General features: G+C 74.0%; 11 protein-coding genes. 8 read left to right on the forward strand and 3 right to left on the reverse strand.

All coding sequences use genetic code 11. The features are described from left to right. Positions 1-269 precede the first annotated feature (269 nt). On the forward strand, positions 270-2,360 hold the full coding sequence (locus OG946_RS29575; RefSeq protein ID WP_326799011.1) for a LuxR C-terminal-related transcriptional regulator: 2,091 nt from the start codon (positions 270-272) through the stop codon (positions 2,358-2,360). Here the strand turns inward: OG946_RS29575 and OG946_RS29580 are convergent. Continuing rightward, complete coding sequence (locus OG946_RS29580) at positions 2,309-5,020, reverse strand: LuxR C-terminal-related transcriptional regulator (protein ID WP_326799012.1); 2,712 nt, start codon at positions 5,018-5,020, stop codon at positions 2,309-2,311. The two genes, OG946_RS29575 and OG946_RS29580, sit on opposite strands and share 52 nt — an antisense overlap. 242 nt (positions 5,021-5,262) lie before the next feature. Between OG946_RS29580 and OG946_RS29585 the strand changes: the two genes are divergently transcribed. After that, complete coding sequence (locus OG946_RS29585) at positions 5,263-6,153, forward strand: aromatic prenyltransferase (protein WP_326799013.1); 891 nt, start codon at positions 5,263-5,265, stop codon at positions 6,151-6,153. Positions 6,154-6,180: 27 nt separating this feature from the next. Here the strand turns inward: OG946_RS29585 and OG946_RS29590 are convergent, their stop codons facing one another. Next, positions 6,181-6,846, reverse strand: coding sequence for a response regulator (locus tag OG946_RS29590; protein WP_101420942.1), 666 nt, complete (start codon positions 6,844-6,846; stop codon positions 6,181-6,183). Beyond that, the gene (locus OG946_RS29595; protein WP_326799014.1) at positions 6,843-7,973 is read right to left on the reverse strand and encodes a sensor histidine kinase; all 1,131 of its coding nucleotides are present in this window, start codon (positions 7,971-7,973) and stop codon (positions 6,843-6,845) included. The genes OG946_RS29590 and OG946_RS29595 overlap by 4 nt, the downstream gene beginning before the upstream one ends. 292 nt (positions 7,974-8,265) lie before the next feature. Here OG946_RS29595 and OG946_RS29600 point away from each other — a divergent pair, with 292 nt between their 5' ends. Genes OG946_RS29600 through OG946_RS29625 form a run of 6 tightly spaced genes read left to right on the forward strand, consistent with a single transcriptional unit; the run spans position 8,266 to position 14,838 of the window. Beyond that, on the forward strand, positions 8,266-9,537 hold the full coding sequence (locus OG946_RS29600; RefSeq protein ID WP_326799015.1) for an aspartate kinase: 1,272 nt from the start codon (positions 8,266-8,268) through the stop codon (positions 9,535-9,537). Positions 9,538-9,553: 16 nt separating this feature from the next. Next, positions 9,554-10,378, forward strand: coding sequence for a 2-amino-3,7-dideoxy-D-threo-hept-6-ulosonate synthase (locus OG946_RS29605; RefSeq protein WP_326799016.1), 825 nt, complete (start codon positions 9,554-9,556; stop codon positions 10,376-10,378). A 54-nt stretch (positions 10,379-10,432) separates the two neighbouring features. Continuing rightward, positions 10,433-11,536, forward strand: a complete 1,104-nt coding sequence (locus OG946_RS29610) for a 3-dehydroquinate synthase II (RefSeq protein WP_326799017.1) — start codon at positions 10,433-10,435, stop codon at positions 11,534-11,536. Positions 11,537-11,547: 11 nt separating this feature from the next. Further along, positions 11,548-12,309 carry an amidohydrolase family protein gene (locus OG946_RS29615; protein ID WP_326799018.1) on the forward strand — a complete coding sequence of 254 codons (762 nt, stop codon included), beginning with the start codon at positions 11,548-11,550 and terminating at the stop codon, positions 12,307-12,309. Then, positions 12,306-13,625 carry a phenylacetate--CoA ligase family protein gene (locus OG946_RS29620; RefSeq protein ID WP_326799019.1) on the forward strand — a complete coding sequence of 440 codons (1,320 nt, stop codon included), beginning with the start codon at positions 12,306-12,308 and terminating at the stop codon, positions 13,623-13,625. Before OG946_RS29615 ends, OG946_RS29620 begins: the two co-directional genes overlap by 4 nt. A gap of 10 nt (positions 13,626-13,635) precedes the next feature. Next, on the forward strand, positions 13,636-14,838 hold the full coding sequence (locus tag OG946_RS29625) for an FAD-dependent monooxygenase (protein WP_326799020.1): 1,203 nt from the start codon (positions 13,636-13,638) through the stop codon (positions 14,836-14,838). Position 14,839 lies beyond the last annotated feature (1 nt).

Raw genomic sequence — 14,839 nt, forward strand, 5'->3', positions numbered from 1 at the left:
AATCCCACGCCGGGGTTCCCCGCTTCGGCATGGCGTATTTCCGGTATCTTTTGTACGCCCTTTTGTCCCGCGAATTGGCGCGTGGTCAAAGGGAAGTAAAGGGTGCGCCATATTATGGAAAAGAAGCAACTCCCCTTGATTTTGCCGCCAAGTCGGCACCAAGTGCAGACCAAGCCCACAGGTTGAAAATCAAGTGGAACACGAGTCGAGAGGAGGGCACTGTAACGGCTGAGCAAGTCCCGGGATATACCTGGATAGTCGGGGGCAATATGACTACGTGGTCGAAGAAGGGGACGAAGAAGCCGGAGACGATACCCGGTGACGCCGGAACGCACGGGCGTCCGCAGCCGGGGCCGGTGCACGCCGAGGCGAACGAACAGTTTCTGAGCGAGCTGCTCGGTGCCGATCTGGACGACGCGTTGCGCGGTCTGGCGGCAGCGGCGGGTGAGAACGGCAGGTTACTGGCCGAACTGGCGTACGGGCTGGTGGACGAGGGTCTGGTGACCCTGGATGAAGGCACGGTCCGGCTCCTGGAGTCGCGGACTGCGCGCTGTGTGCCGGCGTTCGTGAAGCTGGCGCTCGGCGAGCTGAGCCCCGGTTGCCAGGAGTTGCTGAAGATCGCCGCACTGCAGGGGCGGTCCTTCCTCCTCGAGGATGTCTCCCGGATGCTGAACCGCCCGCTGGCCACCCTGCTCGCACCGCTGGACGAGGCGATGTCCGCGGGGTTCGTGGCGGCTACGGAGCGTCAATTCGTATTCCGTAGCGACTTCTTGAGGCGCGGCGCGGTCGCCGCCATTCCCGCCCCCGCACGCGGTGCGTTGCAGCGCGAGGCGATGCACCATTCCGGCAGGAGTGCGGAGGAAACAGACCGAAGAACATGGGTGACCGAGTACCCGGCTCAGCGGTTCGCCGTGGTGGCGGAGGGCGACGGCGGCCCTTATTCGCGGGCACACGGGCTGATCATGAAAGGAAAGGTGGCCGTCGGCACGGATCTCGCACAACGCACCCTGGCCGCCCCCGGAATTCCCGCCGCGGACCGGCTCGACGCCGAGGCGTCGGCCCTCCTGGGCGGCCTGCTGCTGGGCCGCGAGGAGGAGGCCGGGACCCGGGCGCGGGAGATCCTGGCGGCGCGGACGGACGAGCCGGACGACGTCGCCGCGCTGATGGCGCTGACGGCGCTGTCCCATCTGAGCTGGCGGGCCGGCGAGCTGGCCGAGGGCATCAGGCTGGGCCGCGCCGCGGTCCGGTACTGCGGCGCCGCCGACCCCCTGTGGCGGCTGCACTTCCGCCTCGAACTGGCCGCCAAGCTCACCGACCTGCGCGAGTACGACGAGGCCGAGGCGCTGGTCGACGAGGCCGAGGCGGGCCTGTACACGCTGTCCTCGGACGTCTGGCACGCGGCGCCGGCCGCGCTGCGGGCCCGGCTGTTCCTGGCCTCGGGCCGGTTCCGGGACGCCCGCAGGCACGCGGAGCTGGTCACCGCGGCGACGGACCAGAACGCCGTCCCCGCGCTCCTGCCCTTCGCGTACGCGGTCCTGGCCGCCGTGTCCCTCTATACGGGAGACCTGCCCACGGCGACCGACCACCTGGAGCGGGCCCGGTCGGATCCCGCGTACGACCGGGACGTACGGCGCTCGCCGCGGTACGCCTGGACGGACGTGCGGGTCGCCGTCAGAAGGGAGGGGCCCCGCGCGGGCGTCGCCCTGCTGTCCGGCGCGTACGACCGCCTCCCGGCGGAGCGCCGGCTGTACGTCGAGGACCCGGCCGCCGCCGCGTTCCTCGTCCGGCTCGCGCTCGACACCGACGACGACGGCCTCAGGCGCACGGTGCTCGACACCGTCAACGGCCTCGCCGGGGACAACCCCGGCATCTCCGTCGTCGGTCTCAGCGCGCTGCACGCCAACGCGGTCGCCGAGCGCGACGCCTCGGCGCTCGCGCACATCGTCGCGCAGTCGCCCGACCCCATCTCCATAGCGCTGGCGACCGAGGAGCTCGCCAGGCTGCACGCCGGGCAGGCCCCGGCGCGCCGGCCGCGGGCCGTGCCGGCCCCGCTCGACGCCACGGCGGTGGTCGCCGACGGCACTGCCGGGCACCAGCACAGCTCCTGCTGGGTCGTGCTGTCCGACATGGAACGGCGCATCGCGTACCTGGTCAGCGTCGGGATGACGAACCGGCAGATCGCCCGGCGCGTCCATCTCTCGGCGCACACGGTCAACTACCACCTGCGGAAGATCTACAAGAAGCTGGGCATCGGCACACGTGTCGAACTCGCCCGCGAGGCCGCCACCTACTCGGGTGCCGCGGCCATCTACTCCCTCACCGACGACAAGCGCGGCTCGGGGCCCGCGGCAGCGAGCTGACGGGAGGCGGCCGGGCCCTCGGGCGCGGCCGCCTCGTGCGCCAGGAACTGCTTGGTCAGCTCGACGCGGCTGTTGATGTCGAGCTTGGCGAAGACCCGCCGCAGATGGCTGTCGACGGTATGGGGCGACAGGAACAGCTCACCGGCCGCCTCCCTGTTGGTCCTGCCGTCGACGATGGCCCGCACGACGCGCAGCTCCGCGCCCGTCAGGCTCTCCCACCCCGACTTGGGCCGCTGCGCGCCCAGCGCGGCACGCGCGTGCGGCACGCCGAGGCGGCGCAGCTTGCGCTGCACCCGGGCCGTGTCGCGCTGCGCGCCGCACTCCAGATACAGGTCCGCCGCCGCGGCGAGGAGCCGCGCGGCGCCGTCCCCGGGCCCGGCAGCGTTCCCGCGGGCCGCGTCCTCCAGCGCGCCGGCGGCCGCCAGCGGCCGGCGGGCGAGCCGGTACAGCTCGGCGGCGCGCCGGAGGGCGTCCAGGTCGTCGTGCAGCACGCCGTCCGCGTGCGCCGCACCGGCGGCCAGGGACGTCACCTCCGGGTTGGCCGCGGCCAGCCGCCGGGCGAACCCGGCCGCCTGCGCGGCCTCTTCGCCGAGCCCTGTATGCCCCGCCAGCCGTACGAGCGTCGCCGCCGCCGTCGGCGCCTCGGCGAACAGCAGCGGCTCCGGCGCCGCGCCCTGCTCGGCGTCGAGCAGCGAGCGGACCGTCATCGCCGCCCGCCCGCTGGCCGCGTGGAACTGCGCCAGCGTCCAGTCCAGCCGCGGCTTCACGGCCGCCGCGGCGGCGCCCGCGGGCCGCTCCGCCATCCGCAACTGCTGGCTGGCGGTGGCGAGATCGCCGCAGTGCATGCTGATGCGTGCGAGTACGAGCCGCGCGGGCAGCAGGTCCTCCGGCGGCGTCCGGTCGGCCAGGCCCAGCGCCGTCCCGGCCTCGGCGCGCGCCTCCTCCAGCCGCCCCGCAGCGGCCAGCAGTTCGGCGCGGTGGCCGTGCCACAGGCCCTCGGCCCACGGCCCGCCGTACCGCCCGGCCCCGTGCCGTACGGCGTCGCAGACTGCGGCCGCCTCCTCGAAGGCGTCGGCGGCGACCAGGGCGCGGACCAGCCAGGTCCACAACGGGCGTGCGCACACGCCGCAGTGTGCCCCGGCCGCTCCGTCCGGCCGCCCGGCGGCGGGACTTGCGGGCGCGGTCACCGGGCGCGCGGGGTCCGCGGAACGGGCGGCCGTGTCGGTCACGGCGGGCGCGTCGGGCAGGTCGACACCGGCGCGTACGGTGGCCTCCGCGAGCCGCGCGGCCTCCGCGGTGCGCCCCGCGCCCGCCAGCAGCCGCAGGGCGCGCGCGAGGGTGCGCGGCGCCGTGTCGGAGCGGTCCGCCAGCGCCGCCACCGCCCCGGCCACCGGGCCCGTACAGCCGCACCGGGGCCGCTGCGGCACGGCGGGGGAGTCCTCCGGCGGTACGGGGTACGGCTGTTCGCGGTGCCCGTCCCGTACGGCCTCCGGGGTGCCGGCCGGTACCGGGGCGGATGCCGGGAGCGCCGCGGCGGCCGGTTCCCGCCGCCGGAACACCGGGTGGCGCAGCGCCTCCGCGATCACGCCGTGCGCGAACGCCAGTTCCTCCCCGTGCCGTTGCAGCAGCCCGGCCCGTACCGCCTCGTCCACTCCCGCCACCGGCACACCCTCCGGCGCGCCCAGCGCCGCGGCGGCCTGCCCGGCGGTGAACTCCGCGCCGATGCCCGCGCCGGCCACCAGCAGCCGCCCCACCGCCGCCGGCAGCTCGTCGAGCAGCCCCCGGACGACGCCGGGCACGTCGTCGGGGAGCTGCTCGCCCAGCGCCGCCGCCGTTCCGTCCACGAACACCACCCGGCCCGCGGTGACCAGCGCGTCGAAGACGCTCGCCAGCAGCCACGGGTTGCCCCCGCAGCGGGCCGCCCAGTCCAGCACGGAGGAGTCCGGCTTGGCGCCCAGCAGCCCCGTGCACAGCTCCGCCACCGCCTCGTTGTCCAGCGCCCCGAGGTGCAGCCGGACCGCGGCCCCGTCGATCAGCCGGTCGACGGCGTGCTGCGCGAGCGACCGCGCCGCCACCGACCGCCGCGTCAGCAGCCACAGCACCGGCGATTCCGCGAGCGACTGCACCAGCCCCCGCAGCGCAAGCCCGCCCAGGTCGTCCACCAGGTGCACGTCGTCCAGCAGGACGACGACCGGATGCCGGCGGGCCGCGATCTCGACCAGCTCGCCGACCTGGTCCATCAGCCGGAACGGGTTGCCGTCGGGACGTATCAGGTCGTCCACGTCCATATCGGTGGACAGCACCCGCCGCAGGTAGTTCAACAGCAGGTGGACGGGGAGCGGCTGTCCTCCCCCACCGGCTACGCCCCCTCCCCCACCGGCTACACCCCCTCCCCCACCGGCTACACCCCCATTGGCGGGGGTGCCCCCATTGGCGGGGGTGCCCCCACTGGCGGGGGTGCCCCCATTCGCCCCGGCCCGCCCGGACACCACGGTCAGCCCGCGCTCCGCGCCCTCCCGCGCGGTCGCCTGGAGCAGCCGGCTCCGGCCGATGCCCAGCGGCCCTTCGACGACGACGCAGCCGCCGGCGCCCCGCGCCGCGGCGTCCAGATGGCCGCCCAGCACGGACAGTGTGCCCTCACGCCCTACGAGTGGTGCCATGATCGCTCCCGCGGTGCCGTGGAGAATCCTCGAACACGAGCCATGAGCCTTGCTTTTATGGTCATCGAGCGGCAATGGCGGGTCAATGAAATCCGTACCGACAACTCGGGTAGCCCCCACTACCCGTACGGGTAGTGGGCCGGGCCGCGTGGCGGGATTACTTTTTGGATATCCCATTACGGTGCATTCGCAGCACCCCCGATACGTACAGCAATACATTACTCGCCGACCTAGGGGTTCGTATGTCCGCAATCGCCGAGATGGACGAGCTGTACTCGGTCATCGAGCACTCCGCCCGGACGCTCGGCGTGCCGTGCGCGCCCGCGACGGTGCGCCCGGTCCTCGCCGCGTACGCGGACGCCTTCGGGCACGACGCGACCGTCGTCGCCTTCCGCGTCGCGACCAGCCTGCGGCACGCGGGCGAACTCGACTGCCGTTTCACGACCCACCCCGCCGAGCGCGACCCCTACGCCGCCGCGCTCGCCGCCGGCCTCACCGCGCCCACCGACCACCCCGTGGCCGCGGTGCTCGCCCAACTGCAGGGGCGCTGCCGGGTCGACAGCCACGGCGTCGACTTCGGCGTCGTCGGCGGCTTCAAGAAGGTCTACGCCTTCTTCACCCCCGACGATCTCCAGGAGGTCGCGAAGTTCGCCGACCTGCCCGCCATGCCGCCCGCCCTGGCCGCGCACGCCGGCTTCTTCGCCCGCCACGGCCTCGCCGACCGCGTGGGCGTCGTCGGCGTCGACTACCGCCACCGCACCCTGAACGTGTACTTCAACGACGTGCCCCCGCGTCTCTTCAAGCCGGAGGCAATCACCGCGGTGCTCCGCGAGCTGGGCATGGCGCAACCGAGCGCGCACATGCTCAGGCTGGGCCGGGAGGCGTTCGGCCTGTACGTCACCCTCGGCTGGGACTCGCCGCGCGTCGAGCGGATCTGCTACGCCGTGACCACCCCCGACCCGGCCGCGCTGCCGGTCCGGGTGGAGCCGGAGATCGAGCGGTTCGTGCGCGGCGTCCCGGCCGGCGACGGCGACCGCAAGTTCGTCTACGGCGTCGCCGTGGCGCCCGGGGGCGAGTACTACAAGCTGGAGTCGCACTACCGCTGGAAGGCCGGGACGATGGACTTCATCTGAGCGCCCAGCCGCGCCCCGCGCGGCCCGTCACCGGCCGCGCGGGGTCACCAGACCAGACTCGTAGGCGATGACCACCAGTTGGGCGCGGTCGCGCGCGTGCAGCTTGAACATCGCCCGGTTGATGTGGGTCTTCGCGGTCAGCGGGCTGATCACCATGCGGTCGGCGATCTGGTCGTTGGAAAGACCCTGCGCGGCCAGCGCGACGGACTCCCGCTCCCGGTTGGTCAGCTCCTCCAGGCCGCGGACGGCCGACGGGTCCAGCGGCGGCTGGGACACGTACTTGTTGATCAGCCTGCGGGTGATCGACGGGGCCAGCAGCGCGTCGCCGCGGGCGGCCACCCGTACGGCGTGCAGCAGGTCCTCGGGCAGGATGTCCTTGACCAGGAACCCGGCCGCGCCGGCCCGCAGCGCGTTGAACACGTTCTCGTCCAGGCCGTAGTTGGTCAGGATCACCACGTGGATGTGGGCCAGCGCCGGGTCCGCGGCGATCCGCCGGGTCGTCTCGATGCCGTCCATCACCGGCATCGACAGGTCCACCAGCGCGAGGTCCGGCAGGTGCTCCCGCGCCAGCGCCAGGCCCTCCTTGCCGTCGCCCGCCTCCGCCACCACCTCGATGTCGTCCTCGGCGTCGAGCAGCGCGCGGAACCCGCTGCGCAGCAGCGGCTGGTCGTCGAGCATCAGCACACGGATCACGGGATTCTCGCCACGGGTAGTTCGGCCTGGACGGTGAAGCCGCCCTCGGTGCGCGGCTCGGCGCGCAGGCTGCCGCCGAGGGCGGCGACGCGCTCGCGCATCCCCAGCAGGCCGACGCCGGGCTTGGGCGCGGCGCCCGGCCGGGCCGTCCCGTCGTCGTCGATGCGGATGGCGAGGGCGTCCGGGCGGTAGGAGATGCGGATCGAGGCGGTGGAGGCCGCGGCGTGCCGGGCGGTGTTGGTCAGCGACTCCTGCACGATCCGGTAGGCGGTACGGCCCACCGCCTCGGGCACCTCGTGCCGCTGCCCCTCGATGGTGAGTGTCGTGTGCAGCCCTATCCCGTGGGTGCGCTCCACCAGCTCCGGCACCCGGTCAAGACCGTGCGCCGGGGCCTGTTCCTCCTCGTCGCGCAGCGTCTCCAGCGTCGCGCGCAGCTCCCGGGTCGCCTCCCGGCCCGCCTCCTGGATGGCGAGCAGCGACTCGGGGACGTCCTCGCCGCGCTTGCGGGCCAGATGGACGGCGACCTCGGACTGCACCTTGATGATGGAGATCTGGTGGGTGAGCGAGTCGTGCAACTCCCGTGCTATGTGCAGCCGTTCCTCGCTGGCGCGCAGCCGCGCGGTCTCCTCGCGGGTGCGCTCGGCCTCGTCCGCCCGCTGCATTGCCTGCCGCAGCGCCTCGCCGGCGGCGCCCGCGGCGACCAGCCAGGCGAGTTCGAGCACGCCGCGGGCCTGCGCGTAGGCGTCGCCCGCGCCGTCGCCCGGGTAGGCCATCACGGCGTACGGGAGGCTGAGCACCAGCCCGACGCTCACCGCGACCGTGACGATGCGGTGCCCGGAGCGCACGGCGGCGTAGACGGCGAACAGGTAGGCCACGGCGGGCACGTCGAAGCCCGCGGCGTTGTAGCCCACCACGCACAGCGCGGTCACGGCGAGGATCGGCACGGGCGCGCGGGCGCTGCCGGCCAGCGCCAGGCCGCTGGTCACCAGCAGCCCGTAGCCGAGCAGGTCGAGCTTCGTGGCGGCGTGGTCCCCGGAGAGCGCGGTGATCAGGAGCACGGCCGCTACGCAGACCGCGATCACCAGGCTTCTCGCCCGGGCCCAGACCTTGGACAGCCGGGCGCTCATACCGAGCACCATAACGGCAGTTCCCGGCATCCGAGTACTGCTTGCGGAGGACAATCCGACTACCGCGGACACAGTAGTTTGACGGGCAGTACGGCGGTCGCGGCACCCGGCGAATTCCCGCGGGCCGCAATAGCGTACGGCGCGGTGCCGCCATCGCGTGTTCGCGTTAACGCCCGTTCGCCATGGCGTGACCCACTGAATTCGACGCCACTACCCGGGCGAGTAGTGGGCCGGGAAGAAAGCCGCGCTTACTGTCGTGCCATACCGGGTCGACGAAGGCGGTGAAACGGCGGTGGCTGTGCTCGTCCAGAAATACGGCGGTACCTCGCTGCAGACGCTCGACCGCGTCCGCCGCGCCGCCCTGCGCATTCGGGAGGCGTGGCGGAGCGGCCCGTCGGTGGCCGTGGTCGTCTCCGCCCGCGGCGGCCGTACCGACGAACTGCTGCGGCTGGCCGCCGACGTCGGCGCCCCGGCCGCCTCCCGCGAGCTGGACCAACTGCTGGCCGTGGGCGAGGCGGAGTCGGCGGCGCTGATGGCCCTGACGCTGGGCGCCATGGGCGTGCCAGCGGTCTCGCTGACCGGCGCGCAGGCGGGGATCCGCACCACCGACCGGCACGGCGACGCGCTCGTCTCCGGCATCGGCGCCGAGCGGGTACGGGCCGCGCTGGACCGCGGGGTGGTGGCCGTGGTCACCGGGTTCCAGGGCGTCGACGGCGCGGGCGACGTCGCGACCCTGGGGCGCGGCGGCTCCGACACCACCGCCGTGGCGCTCGCGGCGCGGCTGCGCGCGGCGAGGTGCGAGATCTACACCGACGTGGACGGCGTGTTCAGCGCCGACCCCCGGGTGCTGCCCGCCGCCCGCTGCCTGCCGTGGGTCGATCCCGGCGTGATGGCGGAGATGGCGTTCGCGGGCGCCCGGGTCCTGCACACCCGCTGCATCGAGCTGGCCGCCATGGAAGGGGTCGAAGTGCGCGTGAGGAACGTGTCGTCGCAGGCGCCGGGGACGACGGTCGCCGAGCGGCAGGACGACCGCCCGCTGGAGACCCGGCGGGCGGTCGTCGCGGTCACCCACGACACCGACGTCGCGCGGGTGCTCGTGCACTGCCGGGACAGCGGCCGCGACCTCGCGCCCGACGTGTTCGACGTGCTGGCCGCCCGCGGGACCGTCGTGGACCTGGTGGCCAGGTCGGGGCCGTACGAGAACGAGTTCCGGATGGGTTTCACGATCCGCCGCAGCGAGGCCGGCCGGGTGCGCGACGCGCTGCACGAGGTCGCCGCCTCCTTCGGCGGCGGCGTGCACTTCGACACGGACGTCGGCAAGGTCTCCGTGGTCGGCATGGGCCTGCTCAGCCGGCCGGAGTACGCGGCCCGGCTGATGGCGGCGCTGGCCGCCGCCGGGATCCCGACGAGCTGGATCTCCACCTCGCAGACGCGGCTGTCCGTGATCGTGCCGCGGGAGCGCACGGTCGATGCCGTGGAGACCCTGCACCGCGCGTTCGACCTCGGCGGGCCGCCACCGGACGGCGCCGCACCCGCGGCCTCCGGCCACTCCGCCACCGTTTGAGAGAGGCAGGACACAAGTGGCTGTACTCAACGCTTCGTTCGGCCGCGGGCTGCGCCTGCGACGCCTCTTCCGGCACGGCGACGGGCGGCTGCTCGTCGTCCCCCTCGACCACTCCGTCACCGACGGGCCGCTGCGGCCCGGCGAGCTGGACCCGCTGCTGGGCGAGCTGGCCGGCACCGGCGTCGACGCCGTCGTGCTGCACAAGGGCACGCTGCGCCACCTCGACCACGGCTGGTTCGGCGGCATGTCGCTGATCCTGCATCTGAACGCGAGCACCAGGCACGCCCCGGACCCGGACGCCAAGTACCTGGTCGCGCACGTCGAGGAGGCGCTGCGGGCGGGCGCCGACGCCGTCAGCGTGCACGTCAACCTCGGCTCCCGCCAGGAGGCCAGGCAGGTCGCCGACCTGGCCGCGGTGGCGGGGGAGTGCGACCGCTGGAACGTACCGCTGCTGGCCATGGTCTACGCCCGCGGGCCGCAGATCGGCGACGCGCACGCGCCGGACCTCGTGGCGCACGCCGCGCTGCTCGCCGCCGACCTCGGCGCCGACGTCGTCAAGACCGACTACGCGGGCACGCCCGAGGAGATGGCCGACGTCGTACGGGCCTGCCCGATCCCGGTGATCGTCGCCGGCGGCCCGCGCGCGGCCGATCCGGAGGCCGTCCTGTCCTTCGTCTCCGACGCGCTGCACGGCGGCGCGGCCGGGGTGGCGATGGGGCGCAACGTCTTCCAGGCCGAGAAGCCCGGCCGGATGGCCGCGTCGATCGCCCGGCTGGTGCACGCGGCCGGGGGCGCCCCGGGCGGCACCGGCGTCGGCAACCGGCTCGCCCTCACCCCGTGACGCCCCGCCCGTTCCGCCCGATCCCCGCCGACCGACCGCTCTGAGGAGAGATCCGTGAAGCTGTGCTGGCTGGACATCCGTGCCGCCGACGGGGCCAAGGAGGCCATCGTCGAAGAAGCCATCCACCAGCGGGTCGACGCCATCGTGGCCGCCGACCCCGCCGACCTGGAGCCGCTGCCCCCGACGGTGAAGAAGGTGCTCTTCCCGCTCGGCAGGCCGCTGCCGGAGAAGCTGGAGCCCGCCGACCTCGTCATCGTCGACCCCGCCCGCCACGGCGACCCCGCCGCCCTCGCCCACGCCCACGCGGGCGTGGAGTTCGGCCGCTACGTCGAGATCACCGACGCCGCCAGCCTGGACGACGCCTGCCGCGCCGCGCGGCACGACCGGTGGAGCCTGCTGGACTTCCGCGACCCCACCAAGATCCCGCTGGAGATCGTGCTCGCCGCCGCGGCCGGGGCCGAGGGCAGCATCGTCACCCGGGTCGCCGACGTGGAGGAGGCGGAGATCGTCTTCGGCGTCCTCGAACACGGCTCCGACGGCGTGATGCTCGCCCCGCGCGCGCCCGGCGAGGCCACCGAGCTGAAGGCCGCCGCGGTCACGCAGGCGGCGGACCTGTCGCTGGTGGAGCTGGAGGTCACCGGCATCCGCCGGGTCGGCATGGGCGAGCGGGCGTGCGTGGACACGTGCACCAACTTCCGGCTGGACGAGGGGATCCTCGTCGGCTCGCACTCCACCGGCATGATCCTGTGCTGCAGCGAGACCCACCCGCTGCCGTACATGCCGACCCGCCCGTTCCGCGTCAACGCCGGCGCGCTGCACTCGTACACGCTCTCCGCCGAGGGCCGCACCAACTACCTCAGCGAGCTGTCCTCCGGCGGCAAGGTGCTCGCCGTCGACTCCGCGGGCAAGACCCGCGTGGTCACCGTGGGCCGGGTCAAGATCGAGACGCGGCCGCTGCTCGCCATCGACGCGGTCGCGCCGTCCGGGGTGACGGTCAACCTCATCGTGCAGGACGACTGGCACGTACGGGTCCTCGGGCCCGGCGGCGAGGTGCTCAACGTCACCGACCTGACCCCCGGCACGAAGGTCCTCGGGTACCTGCCCGTCGAGCAGCGGCACGTCGGCTACCCCATCGACGAGTTCTGCATCGAGAAGTGAGCGGGACCGCGATGACCGCACAGCCCGTGCTGGACTTCCACGTACGCCTCGCGCCCCGGCCGGGCGCCGCCGGGCGGCTGCTGGCGGCGCTGGACGACTGCGGCCTGGCGCGCGCGGTGGTCTGCGCGGGCGGCACGATCGACCTCGACACGCTCGCCCGGCAGTTGATTGACGGCGGGCACGTCGAGACCGACGCCGACAACGACGCCGTGCTGGCGGCCTGCGCGGGTACTGACGGGCGGCTGGTGCCGTTCTGGTTCGGCAACCCGCACCGCCCGCCCGGCGCGTACCGCGAGCGGGCGGCGGAGTTCCGCGGCCTGGAGGTCTCACCGGCGGTGCACGGCGTGGCGCTCACCGACCCGCGCGTGACCGCCCTGGTGGAGGTCGCCGCCGACAGCGGCCACCCCGTCTACACCGTGTGCATCGCCCGCCCCGGCGCGGGCGTCGCCGACCTCGTCACCCTGGCCCGCCGGTTCCCGCGGACCGACTTCGTGCTCGGGCACAGCGGCGTCGGCAACATCGACTTCCACGCCCTCGCCCTGATCCGCGACGAGCCCAACATCCTGCTGGAGACCTCCGGCGGCTACACGTGCGTGGCCGAGGCGGCGATCGACCGGCTCGGCGCCGCACGCGTGGTGTTCGGCTCCGAGTACCCGCTCCAGCACCCGGCCGTGGAACTCGCCAAGTTCACGGCGATCGCCACCCCGCCCGCGCAGTGGCGGCAGATCGCCTGGGAGAACGCACACCGACTACTGGGGGAGGAGAAACCGTGACCGACGCACCGGCGAGCCTGCCGCACATCGGCCAGTGGAACGGCCCCGAGGAACTGCGCGGACTGCAGGAGAAGCAGCTTCCGCAGACCGTCGCCTGGGCCGCCCGCTCGGCCTTCTACCGGCCTCACCTGGCCGGCGCCGCCACCCTGCCCGCGACCGCCGCCGACCTCGCGGACCTGCCGCTGACGACCAAGCAGGACCTGCGGGACAACTACCCGTACGGCATGCTCGGCGTCCCGAAGGAGCGCCTGGCGACGTACCACGAATCGAGCGGCACCGCCGGCCGGCCCACGCCCTCGTACTACACCCAGGAGGACTGGCTCGACCTCGCCGAGCGCTTCGCCCGCAAGTGGATCGGCATCTCCGCCGCGGACGTCTTCCTGGTACGCACCCCGTACGCGCTGCTGCTCACCGGCCACCTCGCGCACGCCGCCGCCCGGCTGCACGGCGCCACCGTCGTGCCCGGCGACAACCGGTCGCTGGCGATGCCGTACGCCCGCGTGGTGCGCACCCTGCACGACCTGGACGTCACCCTCACCTGGTCGGTGCCGACCGAATGCCTCATCTGGGCCGCCGCCGCCACCGCCGCGGGCCACCGCCCGGGCGCCGACTTCCCCGCGCTGCGCGCGCTGTTCGTCGGCGGCGAGCCGCTGACGACCGCCCGCCGCCAGCGGATCAGCCGGCTGTGGGGGGTACCGGTGATCGAGGAGTACGGCTCCACCGAGACCGGCAGCCTCGCCGGCGAGTGCGAGTACGGGCGCATGCATCTCTGGGCCGACCGGGCGCTCTTCGAGGTGTACGACCCGAAGACCGGGAACGTCGCCGCCGAGGGCGCGGGGCAGCTCGTCGTCACCCCGCTGTACCGCGAGGCGATGCCGCTGCTGCGCTACAACCTGGAGGACGACGTCGAGGTCGCGTACGACGACTGCGCCTGCGGCTGGCACCTGCCCACCGTCCGCGTCCTCGGCCGGGCCGCCTTCGGCCACCGCGTCGGCGACGCGCGGGTCACCCAGCACCGGCTGGAGGAGGTCGTCTTCTCCCTCCCCGACACCTACGGCGTGTACTTCTGGCGCGCCCGTGCCGAACCGGTGTCGCTGCGCGTCGAGATCGAGGTGCCGCCCGAGCACCGCGTGCACGCCGAGGCGGCGCTCACCGCCGCCGTACGCGCCGAGTTCGGTGTCGACGCCGACGTCACCGGGCTGCCGCCGGGGTCGCTGATCCCGCGCGACGCGCTCACGAACATGCCCGACGTGGTCAAGCCGCGCAGTCTGTTCGGCCCCGACGAGGACTGGAGCAAAGCGCTCCTCTACTACTGAGGAGGAAGGCATGTCGCAGATGAGGGTGGCCGTCGTCGGCGCCGGGATCGCCGGCCTCGCCTTCGCCGCCGCCCTGCGCCGCGGCGGGGCGGAGTGCCACGTCTACGAGCAGGCGGAGCAACTGGCCGAGGTCGGCGCGGGCGTGCAGGTCGCGCCCAACGCCACCCGGCTGCTGCGCCGCCTGGGCCTCGGCGACAGGCTGCGGGCCGCCGCGGTCGTCCCGGAGGCGATCGAGATGCGGCGCTGGGACGACGGCCTGATGCTCCAGCGCACCCCGCTGGGCGACAGGTGCCTGCGCCGCTTCGGGGCGCCGTACTACACCGTGCACCGCGCGGACCTGCACGCCGCGCTGCTGTCCTGCCTGCCGCCCGGCCGGCTGCACCTGGGCGCCCGGCTGGTCGCCGTCACGCAGGACGAGGCGGAGGCGCGGCTGCACCTGGCCGACGGGCGGACGGTCGCGGCCGACGCGGTGGTCGGCGCGGACGGCATCCACTCGGCGGTGCGCGAGTGGTTCGTCGCCGACTGGCCGCGCTACTCGGGGCAGACGATCTACCGCGGCCTCGTGCCCGCCGAGCGGGTGCCCCACCTGCTCGGCGAGCCGCGGGTGCGGCTGTGGTTCGGTCCCGACCAGCACTGCGTGTGCTACCCCGTCTCGGGCGGCCGGCAGATCAGCTTCGGCGCCACCGTGCCCGCCGCCGCCTGGGAGGTCGAGTCCTGGTCGGCGCGGGGCGACGCCGAGGGGCTGCGGGAGGCGTACAAGGGCTGGCACGAGGACGTCGTCGGGCTGCTCGACGCGGCCGGGGCGGTGAGCAGATGGGCGCTGCACGACCGCGACGGCATCGACCGGCTCGGCTGGGGCCGGGTGGCCGTCATCGGCGACGCCGCCCACCCGATGCTGCCGTTCCAGGCCCAGGGAGCGAACCAGGCGATCGAGGACGCCGTCGTCCTCGCCCGCTGCCTCACCGACACGGGACCCGCCGCGGGCCGGGACGAACTGCGCGCCGCCGTACGCCGCTACGAGGAGCTCCGCCTGCCCCGTACGACCCGGATCCAGCGTCAGTCCCGCGCCAACGCCGAGACCTTCCACCTGGCCGACGGAGCCGCCCAGCGCCGCCGCGACACCGGCTCCCTCGCGGAACCGGGTCTCGACCGGCACCAGTGGCTGTTCGGCTACGACGCCGAGCAGGCAGTCGCCACGACCGGCAGGAGCTGAT

The sequence above is a fragment of the Streptomyces sp. NBC_01808 genome (assembly GCF_035917395.1).
GTDB lineage: Bacteria > Actinomycetota > Actinomycetes > Streptomycetales > Streptomycetaceae > Streptomyces.

Coding starts and splice junctions, on each gene's coding strand:
- OG946_RS29595 (WP_326799014.1), bottom strand. CDS start 7,973: ATGAGCGCCCGGCTGTCCAAGGTCTGGGCCCGGGCGAGAAGCCTGGTG.
- OG946_RS29575 (WP_326799011.1), top strand. CDS start 270: ATGACTACGTGGTCGAAGAAGGGGACGAAGAAGCCGGAGACGATACCC.
- OG946_RS29580 (WP_326799012.1), bottom strand. CDS start 5,020: ATGGCACCACTCGTAGGGCGTGAGGGCACACTGTCCGTGCTGGGCGGC.
- OG946_RS29625 (WP_326799020.1), top strand. CDS start 13,636: ATGTCGCAGATGAGGGTGGCCGTCGTCGGCGCCGGGATCGCCGGCCTC.
- OG946_RS29615 (WP_326799018.1), top strand. CDS start 11,548: ATGACCGCACAGCCCGTGCTGGACTTCCACGTACGCCTCGCGCCCCGG.
- OG946_RS29585 (WP_326799013.1), top strand. CDS start 5,263: ATGTCCGCAATCGCCGAGATGGACGAGCTGTACTCGGTCATCGAGCAC.